This is a genomic window from Streptomyces sp. NPDC052101, from assembly GCF_040680235.1.
Lineage (GTDB): Bacteria > Actinomycetota > Actinomycetes > Streptomycetales > Streptomycetaceae > Streptomyces.
This window is the reverse complement of sequence record NZ_JBFAWH010000009.1, coordinates 242,531-261,436: the sequence shown is the minus strand read 5'-3', so window position 1 is coordinate 261,436 and position 18,906 is coordinate 242,531. Positions and strand designations below refer to the sequence as shown.

Genomic DNA, 18,906 nt, shown 5'->3' with positions numbered 1-18,906 from the left:
GACTTCGTGAACGTCGTCTCCGTCGTCACCCCGGTACACAGCGGCGCTGTCCGTTTCCTTCCCGACGCCTACGCCTCGCTGCTTCACCAGGACCTTCCCGGCGGATGGTCATGGGAGTGGTGCGTACAGGAAGACGGCAGCGACGTCCGCTCACAGTCGTATCTGCCGGCCGACGATCCACGGATCCGGATCTCGGCGTCCCGCGCCGGCGGCCCTCACGTGGCACGCACCATGGCATTCGCGCGCTCGACCGGTGCCTACGTGAAGACCCTGGACTCCGATGACCAGCTCACCTCCGGCGCTCTCGCACGTGACATCGCCGTGCTGGAGGAACATGCCTCGGTCGGCTGGACCACGTCGCGGGTCGTCGATCTCCTCGAGGACGGCAGCACTGTCTCCTTCGAATTCAGCGACCCGCAACCGGGCCGGCTCCCCAGCGGAAACGCGTTCCGCTTCTGGACCGAGCACCACCGCCCACAGGTCCACCCCGCCACACTGTGCGTGAGGCGCTCCCTGCTGGCGCTGCTGGGCGGCTGGATGGCCCTGCCTGCCTCGGGCGACACCGGACTCCTCCTCGGTCTGGACGCCTTGGCGGACGGATGGTTCATCGGCGACACCGGACTTGCCTACCGCAAGCACGGCGGCCAGATCACCGCCCACCCCGACCACCGGAGCGGAGAGGAATGGGAGGCCCGGATGTCCCTGATCCGTGAACATGCCGAGGCAGTCCGAGCGTGGGCTGACACCAAGAAGTCGTAGAACCCGCCAGGCTGCCCGCCGTTGTGATGCGCCGTGTGCGTGTGCCGGGGGCCGACGTGCCGGTGCGGTGGTTGCGTCCTTGCCCGGTGATGGCCACCGTGAGCGGGTGATTCTCGTTCCGGGCTGGATGTGGCGCCTGGGGTCGGTGAGCCGGGGCGTGGGCGCCGGCCTTGCCGCCGGCGTCTTCTTCGGGGCCTTCGTCCTCGTCGAGGCGGGGTCGTGGGCGGGTGCCGTGGTGGTCTTCGTGGTGCTGAGCCTGTTCTACGGGATCCGAGTGGCGCGCCGGATGGAAGGGATCTGGCCCGCGGCCATGGGTATGAGCGGCGCCGACCGTGCGGCCGTGGTGCGCGCCACCCGGCGAGGCGAGGCCATTGACGATCCACGGCTGGCGCCCTCGGTCGTCGCGTACGCCCGGGCCCTGCGCCGGGCCGCCGAGGAGGACGGGCTGCGCCGTTGGGTTGTCCTGCTCGTCACCGCGCTCGCGGTGGCTCTCGCCGTGTACGACACCGTGAGGAGCTCCACCGGCGAGACCATCGCCTCGTGGCTGGTGGTCGTGCTCCTCCTGGCAGACCTGATGTGGTGGCCCCGCAGCCGAACTCGCCTGCTGGCCCGAGTGGATCGGGCAGAGGCGTCGGCCCGCCGCATGACAGCCACACGCCGCGCCACAGGTGAGTCCTGAGCCTGGGCGCAGGAACGGGACAGCATGGATGTGCGCAACACCGTCACTGTCCTCTTCGACAGATCAGGCGAACGCGGCTCTGAGGATCTGGTTGACCAGGGCCATGTCGTTGCCTCCGCCCGTGACGGGGTTGAAGGAGTAGGCCAGGCGGCGGCGGAGGTCGGGGGTGGTGAACATGCCGTCGGTGTAGCCGTAGGTGCTGCCGGTCTTGCCCCACACCGTCACGCCGGGGCGGCCGTCGCGGCCCGGAATCGTGGCGCGTATCAGGCCGGCGCTGTAGTAGGCCTTGCCCTGGCCCGGGTCGTCCTTGCCGCCGTTCACGTAGTCCACGTCAGGGACGGTGAGCAGTTCCTTCATCTGGGCGGGTGCCAGGAGCCGGCCCCGGAAGAGGGCCCTGAGGAAGACGTCGAGGTCGGCGGTGGTGGAGATCATGCCGCCGGCGCGTGGGTTCTGCTCGGTGATGTCGACCAGCTTGCTCCCTCCGTCGGGTTGGGGGACCGATATATAGCCATGGGCGTGCAGGCCGGGGATGGTGGGGTCGGTCTCGGGCGCGGTGGTCTGCCGCAGGTGCAGCGGGCACAGGATGCGTCTGGCGATCTCCCGCTCGTAGCTGTGGCCGGTGACCTTCTCGACGAGCATGGCGGCGACGTAGTAGCCGGTGGCGCCGTAGACCTGCATATGGCCCGGCTCGGTGAAGGGGCGTGGGTGTCGGACCGCCTTGGCTACCAGCTCGGACAGCGGGTGGTCGTCGAAGCGGTGCTCGACGACGGCGTCGGGTGTGGACGGCAGGTCGTCGGCCGTCAGCTCGGGCAGGCTGCTGGTGAAGTTCAGCAGGGTGCGGACCGGGATCGGCGGGTAGTCGGCGGGCAGCAGGTCAGGGAGGTAGCGCTGGACGGGCTGGTCCAGGTCAACGCGGTGTTCGGCGGTCAGCTGCAGCACCACGGTGGCGATGAAGGTCTTGGTGACGCTGCCGAGGCGGAAGCGGCCGTCGACCGGAACCGGCTGCTGTGTCGTGGTGTCGGCGACACCGTACGTCCCCGTCCAGTGCCCGGCCGGGCCGCTGACCCGGGCCAGTACACCCGTCACTCGGTTCGGTGCGCCGGCGATCGCCTGCTGGAGTGCTTGCGGGTTCAGCTCGGGCAGCGGGTCGTCGGCGCGGTGCACCGCGGCGGCCGGGTGCGCGGCAGGTGCGGCCGGCGCGGGCGCGGCCGCACCCATGACCACGGCGGCAGCGGTCGCGCACGACAGCACCGCCCAGGTGCGCACGCGTGGCCGGGGTGCCGGGGCGGCGGCCTTGCGGTGGACGAGAGAAGACTTGGACGTCATGCCCACGAGCATCCGGCACCCCGGATCCCCAGCCATCAGGGATCAACCCGGACTCGGCACCTAGCTGTCCCTGACTCCGTGTCATGGCAGGAGGGTCACGGCAGAAGGGGCATGGCAGGAGGGTCATGGCAGGAGGGTGTCCGTGCTGCCCCATGCCGGAACCACGAGCCCGGGACGAGCATGCGGCGGTCGCCCCCGGTCCATCTCCGTCAGTCGTCATCTGACGATGAGCGCCACACGCGTACGTAGTCGACGTTGAAGGTGATCGGGGCGGTGCCCTTGGGGGCGGGATGGAAGTCGCCGTCGCAGACGGACAGGCTGAGGTTGAGGTACGGCGACCAGGTGCTGCCGACGCCGGTGTGGTCGGAGTAGATCGGCTTGCCGTTGAGATACCAGTCGTCGTCGGTGGCGCCGAACTGGATGCCCACGGTGATCCACGCTCCCGGATTGATGTTGCTGGCGTCCGTGTCGTAGATGTAGGCGGGGTGGACGTGGTTGACGATCTCCAGCAGGTTCGGGTTGTCGGGGTGGTACTCCAGGCCGTCCACCTCACTGTCCCCGTTGAACCAGGTCCACAGGGAGGGCCAGGCCCCGATGGCACTGGGCAGTTGGACGCGGACCTCGGCGTAGTCGCCGGTGCGTGTGCGGAAGCCCTGCGTGGTGCCTTCGGTGGTCAGCATCCCGGTGTTCCACGCCCGCAGGCCGTTCTCCAGGGTGTGGCTGCTCGGTGTGGCCGTGAAGGTGCCGATGCCACCGTTCACGGTGATCGCGGAGGGGGTCAGCCAGTCGAGTTTCGTGTCGCCGGGGTTGTGGTTGCCGTACCTGTAGGCGCTGGTGGTGGAGCCGTTCCAGCGGCTGCCGAAGGCGATGGGGCCGTCGAATTCCTCGTCGAAAGCAAGGGACTTGCCCGGACCGGGTGAGGACGGCCCGGGGTCGGTGACGACGAGTCCGCGGGAGGGCGGGCCGGCACCGCAGATCGTGGCGGTGCCACGCGAGCCGGGGACGCCGGGAGCGTGGCCGGCCAGGTCGCGCACCGCGAAACCCGACTGCGGAGTCGTCAGGCACCCGCCGCCGATGACGGAGGCGGCCCGGGTCGGGCCGGCGGGGAGCAGGACCAGCAGCATCGCCACCGCTGCGAAGCCGACACGACGGCGGATCGACCGGGCGGCGGGCCGGGTTCCGGGGCGGACCATCGTCATCACACCAAAACGGCGCAGGACCGGGCGTTGCCGCCGGGGTTCGTGTCACCCGGGCTGGTGACGGTCATGGTGCCGCTCGGCAGAACGGTCCCGGGTGTGATGCCGGCACGCTGGAACCCCGGCCGCGCGCGACGACCGGAGTGACTTGAGACACCCTTGAGGTCCGGAAGCGCGGCACCTGCCCTCTCCTCTCGAACGGGTCTGAACGTTCTGGATGTTCTGGATGTCACGGACAGTGGTCTTGCATAGCGAGACTGCCCGACCCCGTGATACAGCACCTGCGGTCCCTCCCAGGACCACTCCAACAGCCCAGGCAGCCGCCCGCCGGGGCCTGGAGAAACGATGCGGCGAGCTGGTGGAACCAGCGGATCCGATCAGGCGGTGTCCGCGTCTACGTCGGTATGGAACTGCACAAGCCGCCGCCTCGGCCCCGGCAACCGGAAGGGTGCCTCACCGTCGCGATCCGCATCCCCCTGAGGATCGTCGTCCTTGTGCTGGTGGTGCCGGTGCGGATGGCGTGGGACGCGCTCGTCGTCGCCGGAAGGCTGGTGCGGGACACCGTGCTCAGGCCGTTCGGCCGGGCGCTGCTGTGGGTGGGAAGGGCCGTGTTCGTGTGGCCGTTCGTGGGCCTGTGGCGCTATGTCCTGGTCCCCACCGGCAGGGCGCTCGCCTGGCTCGGCGCCGTCCTCGTCGTCGTACCGGCCGTGTGGTTCCACCGGCACGTGCTCACCCCCGTCGGGCATGCCGTCGCCTGGCTCGCGCGCGGGGTGGGCGCCGGGCTCGCGTGGCTGCACGCGCGCGTGCTCCGCCCGATCGCGCACGCGGTGACCTGGTTGCTGAAGGGCATCGGCGCGGTCCTCGCCGCCGTGGGTGTCGGCGGGTACACGGCCGTTGCCCGGCTGGCGCGGTACCTGTTCGTCGTCCCCGCGCACTGGCTGTACGCGCGGGTCCTCGCGCCCGTCGGGCGTGCCGTCGCCTGGTGTGTACGGGGGCTGGGGTGGCTGGTGGGAATGGTCGCCACCGGGATCGGACTCGCCCTGTACTGGACCCTCCGCGTCCTGTTCGTCCTGCCCGCCCTCGCGCTGTGGCGCTGGGTCCTCGCGCCAGTCGGCCGGTTCCTCGCCCTTGTGGCGCGCGAGGCGGGGGACGCTCTCGGGCACGCGTGGCGGATCGCCGGACGGATCTCGCGGGCCGTCGGCCGGGCGCTCGGAACCCTCCTGCGGTGGATCTTCGTGGAGCCCGTGCGCTGGATCTACCGGAGCGTCCTCACCCCGGTCGGCCATGTCGTCCGCGACGCCGTCCTGCGGCCCGCCGCCGCGGGCGCGCGCGTGCTGGGCCGGGCCGTCCGGGAGGCGCTGACCAGCGCTCGCGACACGGTACGGCAGGCCCGCGCCGACTTCCGGCGGATGCTGTTCGGCGAGCGCGGGCAGCAGGTAGCGGTGGACCGGCGGGAACTTGGGGGCGGTGGAGCGCGTACTCTAGAACAAAGGGTTGGGCGCGACATGTCCCCGCCGACGCGGGGCTGAATCCGGACTACGACACCGGGTAGGCGTCGGCCCGGATGTGCTCCCCGCGCATGCGGGGATGGCGCACGGACCGCGGACACAAGGAGAAGTTCCCCTGGGCAAGCGACAGCCCGAAGGCCCGCCGCCCGCACCCGCGGTGCAGCGCATCCGACTGCGCTACACCAAGCGCGGCCGCCTGAGGTTCACCAGCCACCGAGACTTCCAGCGCGCCTTCGAGCGTGCGCTGCGCCGTGCCGAGGTGCCCATGGCGTACTCGGCCGGGTTCACGCCGCACCCGAAGGTGTCGTACGCCAATGCCGCACCCACCGGCACGGGCAGTGAGGCGGAGTACCTGGAGATCGCGCTCACCGCGGCGCGCGACCCGGAGGCGCTGCGCGTCCTCCTCGACGAGTCGCTGCCCGCCGGGCTCGACATCGTCGAGGCGGTCGAGGTGCGGACCTCGGGCCTCGCCGACCGGCTGACGGCCTCCGTCTGGGAGCTGCGGCTGGACGGCGTCGACCCCGTCGACGCCGGGCGCGCGGTCGAGGCCTTCACCAAGGCCGACACCGTCGAGGTGCAGCGGATGACCAAGAACGGCGTCCGTACCTTCGACGCCCGCCCCGCCGTGGTGAGCCTGGAAACGCACGGTTCACCGGCTGATAGGCCGACCGACCAGCCCTGTGCGATACTGCGGCTGGTTGTTCGGCACGTGACGCCTGCCGTACGACCCGACGACGTCCTGTCCGGTCTCCGCGCCGTGGCCGACCTGGCGCCGCCGGTCCCCGCAGCGGTGACCAGGCTGGCGCAGGGGCTGTTCGATGAAGAGACCGGCACGGTGACCGACCCGCTCGCGCCCGACCGCGAGGCAGCCGAGGCCCTGACGGCCCAACCGGCCGCCGCCGCGACGGCGCCGACGCCGGAAGGTCCCGCGTAAGGACGGACGTCGTAGCGCCGCCCTCGTACTCGGGAGCCACCTGGGTCGGGCAGCGCACCGACCAGAAGACTTTCGCCAGGCCGTACCGACAAGGCGTACGGAACCGGCGAGACAGGACACAGAGTGCTCCCGTGCGGCGCCCGCGCCCCGGACGGCGGCCATCGCGGATCACGCGGGCCGTGGACGTCAACGGCGGACGGTCCTTCGAGACCGACGCCGGACCAGTCGCGGCGCCCGGGGGCCTGACGGGAGAAACGCCCGCATGCTCGAGCCGACCGAACCCAATGAGGGTTCCGAACTGAACACTCCGAGCGACACCCTGCCGCCGCGCAGGCGTCGCCGTGCCGCCTCCCGCCCGGCGGGCCCGCCGGGCGCGGCCGAGGCAGCCACCGAGGTGACCCTCCCGGCCATACCGGCTGTGGAGTCCGACGAGATCGCGGAGGCCGCCGAGGCCGACGAGGTCACCGAGATCGCCGCGGCCGCGGAGGCCGGCGAGACCCAGGAGACCGAAGAGACGGTCGGGGCCACAGTGGCCGCCGAGGAGGCCGCTCCTGCCGGCCGTCCGCGCCGCCGGGCCACCCGCCGCGCGTCCGCGCCGACGGGATCCCCGTCGACCGCCGAGGCCATCGAGACCGTGGTACCGGCCGCGTCCGCTGCCGCCGAGACCGAGCAGCCCGCTGCCGCGGCCGAGGGCGGCGAGGTCGTCGTCGGCGAGGAGGCCGCGCCGCGCCGCGCCCGCCGCCGCGCCACCCGCAGTGTTTCCGCGCCGGCCGCTGCCGCCTCCGGTGCCGAGGAGGCCCCCGTGACCGAAGAGCCCTCTGTGACCGAGGAGCCCGCTGCGGCCGCTGTCGAGGCCGCTGCCCCCGCCGAGGCCGCGCCCGCCGCTCGTACCCGACGCCGGGCCGCCCGCCGCGCGTCCGCGCCGGTGGGATCGCCGTCGACCGCCGAGGCCGCCGAGGCCGCCGAAGCCGTTGTCCCGGCCACCGCCGCGTCCGATACGGCCGCCGAGGCCGAGCAGGTCCAGGAGCAGCCCGCCGTCGAGACGCCCGCCGGTGCGGAAGAAGCCGCGCCCGCCGCGCGTCCGCGCCGTCGCGCGACCCGCCGGGCATCCGCGCCGGCCGGTGCGCCGAAGGCCGTCGAGTCCGCCGCCGCAAAGGCCCCGGCCGCCGCTGCCGAAGCCCCTGCCGCCGAAGCCCCCGTGGCCGAGGCTGCCGCTCCCGCCGAGGTGAGCGGCGACGCCGAGGAGGCCGCTTCGCGCCGTACCCGCCGTCGCGCGACCCGCCGCGCGTCCGCGCCCGCCGGTGCACCGGCCGCCGCGGAGGCCCCCGCCGAGCCGGTCTCCGCCGCCGAGACCGCCGAGGCTCCCGCCGCGGCCGCCGCCGAGGCCGGTGCCGGCGCGCACACCCCGGAGGTCCCCGTCACCACGCACACCACCGAGTCCGCGACCGCCCGGGAGCCGAAGGCCCCCGTCGAGGAGGCCGCCACGCGCCGCTCCCGGCGCCGGGTCACGCGTCCCACGTTCGGGTTCTCCGAGCCCGCGCAGGCCACGCAGCCCGCGCAGGGTGCCGAGGCCGAGGCCCCCGAGGCCGAGGGTCCGCGCCGGCCGGCCCGGCCCGCCGTCGCCGTCTTCCAGGCGCCGGTGTTCACCGAGCCGAAGTTCCAGACCCCGGAGCGCGCCGCCGCCGAGGCCGCCGCGGAGGCCGCCGAGACGGAGGAGCCCGAGAAGACCGAGGAGTACGCGGAGGAGCGCGCCGAGGCCGGCGCGCGTCGTCGCCGTCGCCGCCGGGGTGCTGCCGAGGAGCCGCAGGCCACCGAGGTCGTCGAGGCCGCTGTGACCGAGGAGACGGAAGAGGCCGAGGAGGCCGAAGAGGCCGAAGAGGACCTCGCCGAGGGCGAGGAGGCCGAGGAGACGGAGGGCGCCGAGGGCTTCGAGGAGTCCGCTTCGCGTCGCCGTCGCCGTCGGGGCGGCCGCCGCCGCCGTCGGGGGGATGCCGCCGAGGGCGAGGGCGCGGACGCCGAGGCCGAGGAGCTGGCCGCCGAGCAGGCCGCGCAGGACGCCGAGGACACCGCCGAGCAGGAGGAAGAGGACGTCGAGGAGGCCCGCGACGAGGCCGGCGGGTCCAGCTCCAGCAGCCGGCGCCGCCGCCGGCGTCGTCGCCGGGCCGGTGACAGCGGCACCGACGCCGAGCCGTCCGCCGACGACCCGGAGCGCACGGTCGTCAAGGTCCGCGAGCCGCGCAAGCCGAGCGAGCCGTCCGACGAGGTGCAGTCCATCAAGGGCTCCACGCGTCTGGAGGCCAAGAAGCAGCGCCGCCGGGAAGGCCGTGAGCAGGGCCGCCGCCGCGTTCCGATCATCACCGAGGCCGAGTTCCTGGCCCGCCGCGAGGCCGTCGAGCGCGTGATGGTCGTGCGCCAGCACGGCGAGCGCACCCAGATCGGCGTGCTCGAGGACGGCGTGCTCGTCGAGCACTACGTCAACAAGGAGCAGTCGACGTCGTACGTCGGCAACGTCTACCTGGGCAAGGTCCAGAACGTGCTGCCGTCGATGGAGGCCGCCTTCATCGACATCGGCAAGGGCCGCAACGCCGTCCTGTACGCGGGTGAGGTCAACTTCGAGGCGCTGGGCATGGCCAACGGCCCGCGCCGCATCGAGTCCGCCCTGAAGTCCGGTCAGTCCGTGCTCGTCCAGGTGACGAAGGACCCGATCGGGCACAAGGGCGCGCGTCTGACCAGCCAGGTCTCCCTGCCGGGCCGCTACCTCGTGTACGTCCCCGAGGGCTCGATGACCGGCATCAGCCGCAAGCTGCCCGACACCGAGCGCGCCCGGCTGAAGACCATCCTCAAGAAGATCGTCCCTGAGGACGCGGGCGTCATCGTGCGCACCGCCGCCGAGGGTGCGAGCGAGGAGGAGCTGCGCCGGGACGTCGAGCGGCTGCAGGCGCAGTGGGAGGACATCCAGAAGAAGTCGAAGAACGGCAACGCCCCGACGCTGCTGTACGGCGAGCCGGACATGACCGTCCGGGTCGTGCGCGACATCTTCAACGAGGACTTCTCCAAGGTCGTCGTCAGCGGTGACGAGGCCTGGGAGACCATCCACGGGTATGTCTCGCACGTCGCGCCGGATCTGGCCGAGCGGCTGTCCCGGTGGACCTCCGAGGTCGACGTCTTCGCCACCTACCGGATCGACGAGCAGCTCTCCAAGGCGCTGGACCGCAAGGTCTGGCTGCCCAGCGGCGGTTCGCTGGTGATCGACAAGACCGAGGCCATGGTCGTGGTCGATGTCAACACCGGCAAGTTCACCGGCCAGGGCGGCAACCTCGAAGAGACCGTGACCAGGAACAACCTGGAGGCGGCCGAGGAGATCGTGCGCCAGCTGCGGCTGCGCGACCTGGGCGGCATCGTCGTCATCGACTTCATCGACATGGTCCTGGAGTCCAACCGCGACCTGGTGCTGCGCCGCCTGCTGGAGTGCCTGGGCCGCGACCGTACGAAGCACCAGGTGGCCGAGGTGACCTCGCTGGGCCTGGTGCAGATGACCCGCAAGCGGGTCGGCCAGGGCCTGCTGGAGTCCTTCTCCGAGACCTGCGTCCACTGCAACGGCCGCGGTGTCATCGTGCACATGGAGCAGCCGAGCGCTGTCGGCGGCGGCGGTGGCGGCAAGCGCAAGAAGCGCGGCCGGGGCGGTGAGGTGCACGAGCATGTGCACGAGACCGCCGCCGTGGCCGTCGAGACGGGCGAGGCCGTCGAGCCCGAGGTGGAGACCGCGGCGGAGGTGGCCGCCGAGGTCGCCGAGCCGGTCGCGCTCACCGCCCCGGACTTCGCGCCGGACGAGGAGCTGTACAGCAGCATCGCCGAGGCGGAGGCGGCGGCCACCCGTGGCCGCACCCGGCGCCGGGCGAGCCGCCGGGCCTCGGCTCCGGCGGGTGCGCCGAAGGCGGAGCGGGCTCCCCGGGCGGGGAAGGCCGCGAAGGCCGACGAGGCCGCCGCGGTGCCGACCGCGCAGGATGTCATCGCCGAGGAGGCTGCGGCGCGCCCGGTGCGTCCGGAGCCGGCCGTCGAGGCTCTGGTCGAGCCCGCTGTCGTCGAGGACCAGGTGGTTGCGGCGCCGCAGGCCGAGACCGTCGAGGAGGCCGCACCCAAGGGCCGTACGCGCCGTCGTGCGACCCGGAAGGTGTCGGCGCCGGCCGGTTCCCCCGCGGGGGCCGAGGCGACCGTGGTGACGGTGCCCGAGACCGCGCCCGCGGCACCGGCTGCCGAGGCCGCGGCTCCGGCTGAGGTTCCGGCTCCGGCTCCGGTCGAGGAGGCGCCCGCAGAGAGCGTCGCCCCGGCCCGCCCGCGCCGTCGTGCCGTGCGCCAGGTCGGCACGCCGGCCGCGGCCGAGGAGGCGGCCGTCGTGGTCGTACCGTCGGCCGAGGCTCCGGCCGTCGTGGAGACGGCCGGGACGGCGGTCGAGGAGGCGGTCGAGGAGGCGGCTCCGGCCAAGAAGACGGCCCGCAAGACCGCCAAGAAGGCCACGGCGAAGAAGGCCACGGCGAAGAAGGCCGCCGCCAAGAAGACCGCGGCCAAGAAGACGGTTGCCAAGAAGACGGCCGCGAAGAAGACGACGGCCAAGAAGGTGGCCAAGACGGCTGCCGCGAAGTCGACGGCGAAGAAGACCACCACGGTCTCCGCTACCGGCGACGAGGGCTGATGCCCGCCGGTGTGCGGCCGGTCCAGAGTGACCGGCCGCACACCGCCCGGGGCCCGGTTTGACCCCCTCGGCCCGGCCCCGTAACCTTGACCGTCGGCGTGTCACTGAGCGCGCCACATCCCCGTAAACCTCTTCCTCCCGGACGCAAGGCGGGCCGGGAGAGGTCACCCATGCGTTGTCGGGTGGCTGGCCTGCGGGGGTGCCGGTTCTGAACGAGCGAAAGAGAGATCCGCGTGTACGCCATCGTGCGCAGCGGTGGTCGCCAGCACAAGGTTGCTGTCGGCGACATCGTTGAGGTTGACAAGATTTCCACCGCCAAGGTTGGCGACACGGTCGAGCTCTCGACCCTGCTCGTTGTCGACGGCGACGCCGTGACCAGCGACCCGTGGGTGCTGGCCGGCATCAAGGTCCAGGCCGAGGTCGTGGACCACCACAAGGGCCAGAAGATCGACATTCTGCGCTACAAGAACAAGACCGGCTACCGCCGTCGGCAGGGCCACCGCCAGCAGTACACGGCGATCAAGGTCACGTCGATCCCCACGGCTGCGAAGTAAGGGACTGAGGAGACATGGCACACAAGAAGGGCGCATCGTCCACCCGGAACGGTCGCGACTCCAATGCCCAGCGGCTCGGCGTGAAGCGCTTCGGCGGTCAGCGCGTGAACGCTGGTGAGATCCTGGTCCGCCAGCGCGGCACCCACTTCCACCCCGGCGCCGGTGTCGGCCGTGGCGGCGACGACACGCTGTTCGCCCTGCAGGCCGGTGCGGTGGAGTTCGGTACCCACCGTGGCCGCAAGGTCGTGAACATCGTTCCGGTCGCCTGAATCGCCTGATTCAGCGCCGAACGCTTTCGCGAGGCGGACCTCACTTCCCGGTCGGGAAGGCGGGTCCGCCTTTCGCGTGTTAACCACTGTGTTAACGACTGGACATACCCGTACCCATCTGGAGGCACTGAACCATGACCACCTTCGTGGACCGCGTCGAGCTGCATGTCGCCGCGGGTAACGGAGGCCACGGCTGTGCCTCCGTACACCGCGAGAAGTTCAAGCCGCTCGGCGGCCCCGACGGCGGCAACGGCGGGCGGGGCGGTGATGTCATCCTCACCGTGGATCAGTCGGTGACGACGCTGCTCGACTACCACCACTCGCCGCACCGCAAGGCCACCAACGGCAAGCCCGGCGAGGGCGGCAACCGCTCCGGCAAGGACGGCCAGGACCTGGTCCTGCCGGTGCCGGACGGCACGGTCGTGCTCGACGGGGCGGGCACGGTGCTCGCCGACCTCGTCGGCCACGGCACCTCCTACATCGCCGCGCAGGGCGGCCGCGGCGGCCTCGGCAACGCGGCGCTGGCCTCCGCCCGGCGCAAGGCGCCCGGCTTCGCGCTGCTCGGCGAGCCCGGTGACCTGCAGGATGTCGTCCTGGAGCTGAAGACGGTCGCCGATGTGGCGCTCGTCGGCTATCCGAGCGCCGGCAAGTCCTCGCTGATCTCGGTGCTGAGCGCGGCCAAGCCGAAGATCGCTGACTACCCCTTCACGACGCTCGTGCCGAACCTCGGCGTGGTGACGGCCGGGTCGACCGTCTACACGATCGCGGACGTCCCGGGCCTCATCCCCGGCGCCAGCCAGGGCAGGGGTCTCGGCCTGGAGTTCCTGCGGCATGTGGAGCGGTGCAGCGTGCTGGTGCACGTGCTGGACACCGCGACCCTGGAGTCCGACCGTGACCCGCTCTCCGACCTCGACATCATCGAGGAGGAGCTGCGGCAGTACGGCGGCCTCGACAACCGGCCCCGGATCGTCGTCCTGAACAAGGTCGACGTGCCGGACGGCAAGGACCTCGCCGAGATGGTCCGCCCCGACCTGGAGGCCCGCGGCTACCGCGTCTTCGAGGTGTCGGCCGTCGCCCACATCGGGCTGCGGGAGCTGTCCTTCGCGCTCGGTGACCTGGTCGGCAAGGCGCGCGCCGCGAAGCCGAAGGAGGAGGCGACCCGGATCGTCATCCGGCCCAAGGCCGTGGACGACGCGGGCTTCACCGTCACCCGTGAGGAGTTCGGCGGCGAGCCGCTGTTCCGTGTGCGTGGCGAGAAGCCCGAGCGCTGGGTGCGCCAGACCGACTTCAACAACGACGAGGCGGTCGGCTATCTCGCCGACCGGCTCAACCGCCTCGGTGTGGAAGAGGCGTTGATGAAGGCGGGCGCCCGGTCCGGCGACGGTGTCGCGATCGGTCCTGAGGAGAACGCGGTCGTCTTCGACTGGGAGCCGACGGTCATGGCCGGTGCGGAGATGCTCGGCCGCCGTGGCGAGGACCACCGCTTCGACGAGGCGAGGCCTGCGGCGCAGCGCCGTAAGGACAAGCAGGCGGAGCGGGACGAATCGCTGCGCGAGTACGACGAGTTCGACCCGTTCGAGTAGGGCTCGGTTTGCTGCTGCCGTCCGGGGGCCGTCGCCCCCGGACGGGCTGCTGAGTGGGCGCCGGGAGACTTTCGCGGCGGAGTTCGGCTCTTATCCGATCTGCCGTCAGATCCGTTGACCCGCAAGGATTTTCGAGGGGTACCCGCCCAGCTGCGGTCGCCCTGCACGGCCCGCGCCGGCCCGGCTGTGGGTGGAGTGCGACGAGCCCGGTGTCCGGCTCGTGTGAGCCGCGGGGAGCCTGGGACTCATCCCCGTCCCAGGTTTCTCTCAGCCTCGCCTCAGGCAAGGCTCTTACCGTCCGCTGACCATGGAGACGGACTGTTCGAACGAGATCCCCGAGCCCCTGCCCGCCGGCACCCGACTGCTGCACATCGGCCCGCACAAGACGGGGACGACCGCCATCCAGGGCGCCCTCTTCGCCGCGAGGGACGGTTGCCGGCACACGGCGTGGAGTTCCCGGCCCACACCCGGCATCCCATGGAGGCCGCCCTCGCCGCCTGCGCCCGGCCCGCGATGATGGGCGACACCGCGCCCACCGGCCGGCACTGGGCCCGGCTGCTGGACCAGCTGGCGGCCACCGGCGGGCGGACCTCGGTGATCAGCAGCGAGTTCTTCTCCGACGCCCCCGACGACGCGACGATCGCCCGTATCGTGGACCAGCTCGGCGGGGAGCGCGTCCAGGTGCTGGTCACACTGCGTCCCCTGGTGCGGATCATGCCCTCGCAGTGGCAGCAGTACGTGCGGAACGACCTGCGCATGGACTACCCGGACTGGCTGGAGCACATACTGCGCAAGCCGCCGTACGACAAGCCCAATCCGAGCTTCTGGCACCGGCACCGGCACCGGCATGACCGGCTGGTCGAGCGCTGGGCGCGGGCCGTCGGTCCGCGGCGGGTCACCGTGGTCGTGGTGGACGACCGTGACCGCGGTGGCCTGCTGCGCATATTCGAGGCGCTGCTCGGACTGCCGGAAAATCTCCTTCAGCCCATTCCGGACACGGTGAACCGTTCTCTTACCCTCGCCGAGACCGAAATTCTGCGCAATCTCAATGTCAAATTCCGGGGCAATAAACTGCCGGAAGAGCTGTATTCCCGGCTTGTCCGTAACGGCGCCGTACCGCATATGAAGAATGCGTGCTCTCCCGTGCCCGGAGACGTGAAGATCGTGACCCCGCGCTGGGCGGCGGAGGCGGCGGGAGAGATCGGTGCCGAGGCCGCCGCGCGCATCGCCGCCCTGGGTGTGCGGCTCCTCGGCGATCCGGCGCTGCTGTCCGCCGTTCCCGAGCAGCCGGCGCCGGCGCCGGCGTCGGGCCAGGTCGAGACCCGGATCGCCCCGGAAATCGCGGCGCGGGCGCTGTGCGGAGCGCTCGCCGCGGTGATCGCCGGACCGGGCGGCGGGGCCGCCGCGCGGGCCGTGCACCAGACGTCGTCGAGGGACCTTCTGCGGGTGCTCGGGCACCGCTGTCCGAAGCGGCTAGGGCGGCGCTGAACACGCTTGCCCGCGCGCCTGTGACGAACCTATGCACTTATTCACAGCGAATTCACAGAGGTTTGCGCCAGTTCGCCGGACGGGTCCTGTTACCAGGCTTGCCAGGTGAATGACAGCTAGCGCTCAGAAATACACAGGATGTCGCTCTCCTTACATTTCCCTTACCTGAAGTGGGAGCATTTCACGGTTCCCTGACGCCCCAAGGTAGGTCACCTGTGTCCCAGCACATAGCCAAGCCCCGAACCACCGCAGTGATCCTGGCCGGTGGCACCGGTCAGCGGGTGGGTCTGTCGATCCCCAAGCAGCTGCTGAAGATCGCCGGCAAGGCAGTCATCGAGCACACCCTGACCACCTTCGAGAACGCCGAGTCGATCGACGACGTCATCGTGCTGATGGCGCCGGGCTTCGCGCCGGACATAGAGAAGATCGTCGCCAAGGCCGGCTTCACCAAGGTGAAGAAGATCATCGAGGGCGGCTCGACGCGGAACGAGACCACCGAGCGCGCCATCTCCGCGCTGCGCGAGGGCCTCGCCGAGGGCGAGGACCCCAACGTCCTCTTCCACGACGCCGTACGCCCGCTGCTCTCGCAGCGCGTCATCGGCGACTGCGTGGCCGCGCTGGAGCGTTACCGGGCCGTGGACGTCGCCATCCCCTCCGCGGACACCATCATCGTGACCCGCACCCACGGCGAGGACGGCGAGTTCATCACCGAGATCCCGGACCGCTCCCGGCTGTGCCGCGGCCAGACCCCGCAGGCATTCAAGCTGTCCACCATCCGCCGCGCCTACGAGATCGCCGCCGGCGACCCCAACTTCCAGGCCACGGACGACTGCTCGGTGGTCCTCAAGTACCTGCCGGACGTGCCGATCCACGTCGTCGCGGGCGACGAGTACAACATGAAGGTGACGCAGCCGGTCGACGTCTTCATCGCCGACAAGCTGTTCCAGCTCGCCTCCACCGCCGCGCCCGAGCGGCAGGGCGAGGACGCCTACCGCGACCTGCTCACCGGCAGGACCGTGGTGGTCTTCGGCGGCTCCTACGGCATCGGCAAGGACATCGCCGAACTCGCCGAGTCCCACGGCGCGAACGTCTACGCGCTCGGCCGCTCCACCACCGGCACCCACGTGGAGAACCCGGAGGAGGTCGACGACGCGCTGTCCAAGGCGTACGCGGAGACCGGCCGGATCGACTACGTCGTCAACACCGCGGGCGTGCTGCGCATCGGCAGGCTCGCCGAGACCGACAACGCCACCGTCGAGGAGGCGCTGAAGGTCAACTACCTGGCCCCGGTGCAGATCGCCCGATCCAGCTACAAGTACCTCGCCGAGACCAAGGGCCAGTTGCTGCTCTACACCTCCAGCAGCTACACCCGCGGCCGCGCCGAGTACTCGCTGTACTCCTCCACCAAGGCCGCCATGGTCAACCTCACCCAGGCGCTGTCCGACGAGTGGGCCGGCGACGCCATCCGCGTCAACTGCATCAACCCCGAGCGCACGGCAACCCCGATGCGCACCAAGGCCTTCGGCCAGGAACCCACGGGCTCGCTGCTCTCCTCCGAGACCGTGGCCCGCACCTCGCTGGACGTGCTGCTGTCGGAGCTGACCGGGCATGTCATCGACGTCCGTCAGCAGGATCCGACGGCGGACGCGGCCACCGCCTCCGGGTTCGAACAGGCGCTGGCCACGGTCCTGGACCGCCAGGACGGCATGTGACAATTCGTCAGTAAGCAGGTTTCCCCGTGATATCCACCGCTATTCGCGTTGCCCGGGTGGGCAGCGCGGCCGAGCTGGCAGCGGCGGCCCTCATGATCCTGGGCTTCCCGGCGCTCATGCTGGCCTCGCTCGTCCCGAGCGTTCCCGCCTTCGCGGTCATGGCCGCCGTGACGTACCTGGCGGACCACTGTCTGCACCGCAAGGGCAGCTATCTGATCAGCCGCCTCAGCAAGATCCGGGCCGGCCTGTCGATCCGCTTCCTGATCCGGCAGCTGCTGCTGATCCTGCTGCTGGCCCGTCTGTCGCATGCGGACGACCTGATCTTCTACGGCACCGGCGCCTGCTTCATCGCCTTCTACGGCATGCAGGCCCCGCACGGCGCGCTGGTCACCCTGATCCGCAACCGCCGCCGGATGCCGGTCGCCACCCGCAACATCGACCTGAAGTCCCGCATCCGCGTCCCTGACGCCCCGCCCCGCCGGCTGCTGCACCGCAGCGCGGAGAAGATGCTCCACCTCGACCTGTTCGCGATGGCCGGCATCCTGGTCTCCGCCGAGCCGGACTCCTCCGCCGCCGCGGGTTTCGCCGGCATCGGCCTCACCGTCGGCCTCGGCGTGCTGTACGTGCTCGTGCTCGTGCCGTACGTGCGCGGCCGCAAGACCCCGCCGAAGGCCGACGTGGTCCTCGCCGCCGTCGACGACTGGCTGGCCGCCCACCATCCGGAGACGGTCCTGTAATTCTCCGGCTCCAGGGACTCCGCGTACCAGGTCAACATGTGGCTGGAGACGATGGAGCAGCTGGACAGCCGGCCGCTGATCATCCTGCGAGAGCGCGCCATCCTGAACAGCCTCGCGCCGACCACGGTCCCCGTCATCTGCGTGCCCGGAGGGGTGCACCTGATGAACCTGGACCTGTCGACCGTGCGCGTGGCCCTGTACGCAGCGAACGTCGGCAAGAACATCCACATGCTGCGCGTGCCCACCATGAAGCACGTCTTCATCGGCCACGGCGACAGCGACAAGCTCGCCAGCGTCAACCCGTACAGCAAGGTCTACGACGAGGTGTGGACCGCCGGCCGGGCCGGGCGCGACCGCTATGCCATCGCCGACGTCGGTGTCCGCGACGACGACATCGTGGAGGTCGGCCGCCCGCAGCTCGCCCCCATCCAGACCTGGCAGGGCGCGCCCGAGGGCCCCCGTGGCGGAGCCGCTGACGGACGCTGCCCGACCGTCCTCTACGCGCCGACCTGGGAGGGCTGGGACGGCGACCCCGGCAACACCTCGATCGTGCTCGCCGGCGAGAACATCGTGAAGCAGCTGATCACGGCCGACCCGCCGGTCCGCGTCCTGTACAAGCCGCACCGTTCACCGGCACCGTCAGCAAGGAGGCCGGCGCCGCGCACCGGCGGATCACCGTGCTGGTGGAGAAGGCCGCCGCCGAGCGCGCAGCCGATCCGCGCCTCACCGCCGACGCGGCCGCCCAGGCCGAGGCGAAGGCGGACATGGTCCGGATCGAGGCCCGGATCGCCGAGCTGACCGGCAAGGGCGCCGACAGCAAGGGCGACGAGGCCGAGGCCACCCGGGACGGTGTCGTCGACGTGGCGAGGCACGAGGAGATCGCCCGGCTGCGCGCCGAGTGGAACACCGCCTACTGGCGCACCTTCCCGGCATGCGAGCACCGCGTCATCACGGGTGCCGAGCCGCGCCTGTACGACTGCTTCAACGTCTGTGACGCGATGGTCTCCGACATCTCCTCAGTGGTCTCCGACTTCATCGCGAGCGGCAAGCCGTACGCGGTCACCGACTCCGGCGGGCTGGGTCACGAGGAGTTCAGGCGGCAGAACACGGCCGTGCGCGCCGCGGTGATCCTGTCCAACGACGCGGCGGAGCTGGGCGGCCTGCTGGGCGCCGTGCGCGATCCGGCCACCGACCCGCTGACGGCGGACCGCAAGGAACTCAAGCGCTATCTGCTGGGCCCGGACGAGCCGAAGTCCATCGACCAGTTCAACGCCGCGGTGGCCGCCCTGGCCCGCAAGGCCGACGCCCGCAACGTCGGCCAGCAGTCCCGGCTGGCCGCCGCCGGCGCGGACTCCGCCGAGACCGCCGAGCTGTCCAACGCGGTGCCCGGCCAGCGAACCGTCACCGCCGAGGACCCCGACGGGGTGAACGCGGGCTGACCGGCCGTACGGACGTAAGAGAGACACGGACG

12 protein-coding genes and 1 pseudogene are annotated in these 18,906 nt (G+C 71.5%); 11 read left to right on the top strand and 2 right to left on the bottom strand.

The genetic code is table 11. The features are described from left to right. Positions 1-6 precede the first annotated feature (6 nt). Together AB0L75_RS18815 and AB0L75_RS18810 are read left to right on the top strand one after the other, a co-directional pair. A complete protein-coding gene (locus tag AB0L75_RS18815; RefSeq protein ID WP_365182084.1) occupies positions 7-759 on the top strand; it encodes a glycosyltransferase in 753 nt (250 codons plus the stop codon). Positions 760-865: 106 nt separating this feature from the next. Next, complete coding sequence (locus AB0L75_RS18810; protein ID WP_365182083.1) at positions 866-1,438, top strand: hypothetical protein; 573 nt, start codon at positions 866-868, stop codon at positions 1,436-1,438. Between the two features lie 63 nt (positions 1,439-1,501). On the opposite strand, the gene AB0L75_RS18805 is transcribed toward AB0L75_RS18810, so the two are convergent. Both AB0L75_RS18805 and AB0L75_RS18800 read right to left on the bottom strand, forming a co-directional pair. Next, on the bottom strand, positions 1,502-2,764 hold the full coding sequence (locus AB0L75_RS18805; protein WP_365182081.1) for a serine hydrolase domain-containing protein: 1,263 nt from the start codon (positions 2,762-2,764) through the stop codon (positions 1,502-1,504). Between the two features lie 209 nt (positions 2,765-2,973). Next, positions 2,974-3,963: a hypothetical protein gene (locus AB0L75_RS18800; RefSeq protein ID WP_365182079.1), complete on the bottom strand. Its 990-nt coding sequence runs from the start codon at positions 3,961-3,963 to the stop codon at positions 2,974-2,976. Positions 3,964-4,364: 401 nt separating this feature from the next. Between AB0L75_RS18800 and AB0L75_RS18795 the strand changes: the two genes are divergently transcribed. The 9 genes and pseudogenes from AB0L75_RS18795 (at position 4,365) to AB0L75_RS18755 (ending at position 18,874) form a co-directional block, all read left to right on the top strand. Further along, positions 4,365-5,489, top strand: a complete 1,125-nt coding sequence (locus AB0L75_RS18795) for a hypothetical protein (protein ID WP_365182078.1) — start codon at positions 4,365-4,367, stop codon at positions 5,487-5,489. A 136-nt stretch (positions 5,490-5,625) separates the two neighbouring features. Continuing rightward, entirely contained in the window at positions 5,626-6,402 is a 777-nt protein-coding gene (locus AB0L75_RS18790) for a TIGR03936 family radical SAM-associated protein (RefSeq protein ID WP_365182076.1), read from the top strand. Between the two features lie 262 nt (positions 6,403-6,664). Further along, positions 6,665-11,092: an Rne/Rng family ribonuclease gene (locus AB0L75_RS18785; RefSeq protein ID WP_365182074.1), complete on the top strand. Its 4,428-nt coding sequence runs from the start codon at positions 6,665-6,667 to the stop codon at positions 11,090-11,092. Between the two features lie 233 nt (positions 11,093-11,325). Further along, positions 11,326-11,646 carry a 50S ribosomal protein L21 gene (gene rplU, locus AB0L75_RS18780; protein WP_009188585.1) on the top strand — a complete coding sequence of 107 codons (321 nt, stop codon included), beginning with the start codon at positions 11,326-11,328 and terminating at the stop codon, positions 11,644-11,646. 14 nt (positions 11,647-11,660) lie between these two features. Further along, the gene (gene rpmA / locus AB0L75_RS18775; protein ID WP_358649034.1) at positions 11,661-11,915 is read left to right on the top strand and encodes a 50S ribosomal protein L27; all 255 of its coding nucleotides are present in this window, start codon (positions 11,661-11,663) and stop codon (positions 11,913-11,915) included. Positions 11,916-12,049: 134 nt separating this feature from the next. Continuing rightward, positions 12,050-13,498: a GTPase ObgE gene (obgE, locus tag AB0L75_RS18770; RefSeq protein ID WP_365182072.1), complete on the top strand. Its 1,449-nt coding sequence runs from the start codon at positions 12,050-12,052 to the stop codon at positions 13,496-13,498. 432 nt (positions 13,499-13,930) lie between these two features. Beyond that, on the top strand, positions 13,931-14,986 hold the full coding sequence (locus tag AB0L75_RS18765; protein WP_365182070.1) for a hypothetical protein: 1,056 nt from the start codon (positions 13,931-13,933) through the stop codon (positions 14,984-14,986). Positions 14,987-15,201: 215 nt separating this feature from the next. Beyond that, positions 15,202-16,698, top strand: coding sequence for a bifunctional cytidylyltransferase/SDR family oxidoreductase (locus tag AB0L75_RS18760; RefSeq protein ID WP_365182069.1), 1,497 nt, complete (start codon positions 15,202-15,204; stop codon positions 16,696-16,698). Positions 16,699-16,754: 56 nt separating this feature from the next. Further along, positions 16,755-18,874, top strand: a pseudogene (locus AB0L75_RS18755) (hypothetical protein). Positions 18,875-18,906: the final 32 nt, after the last annotated feature.

Coding starts and splice junctions, on each gene's coding strand:
- AB0L75_RS18805 (WP_365182081.1), bottom strand. CDS start 2,764: ATGACGTCCAAGTCTTCTCTCGTCCACCGCAAGGCCGCCGCCCCGGCA.
- rpmA (WP_358649034.1), top strand. CDS start 11,661: ATGGCACACAAGAAGGGCGCATCGTCCACCCGGAACGGTCGCGACTCC.
- AB0L75_RS18800 (WP_365182079.1), bottom strand. CDS start 3,963: ATGACGATGGTCCGCCCCGGAACCCGGCCCGCCGCCCGGTCGATCCGC.
- AB0L75_RS18795 (WP_365182078.1), top strand. CDS start 4,365: ATGGAACTGCACAAGCCGCCGCCTCGGCCCCGGCAACCGGAAGGGTGC.
- AB0L75_RS18785 (WP_365182074.1), top strand. CDS start 6,665: ATGCTCGAGCCGACCGAACCCAATGAGGGTTCCGAACTGAACACTCCG.
- obgE (WP_365182072.1), top strand. CDS start 12,050: ATGACCACCTTCGTGGACCGCGTCGAGCTGCATGTCGCCGCGGGTAAC.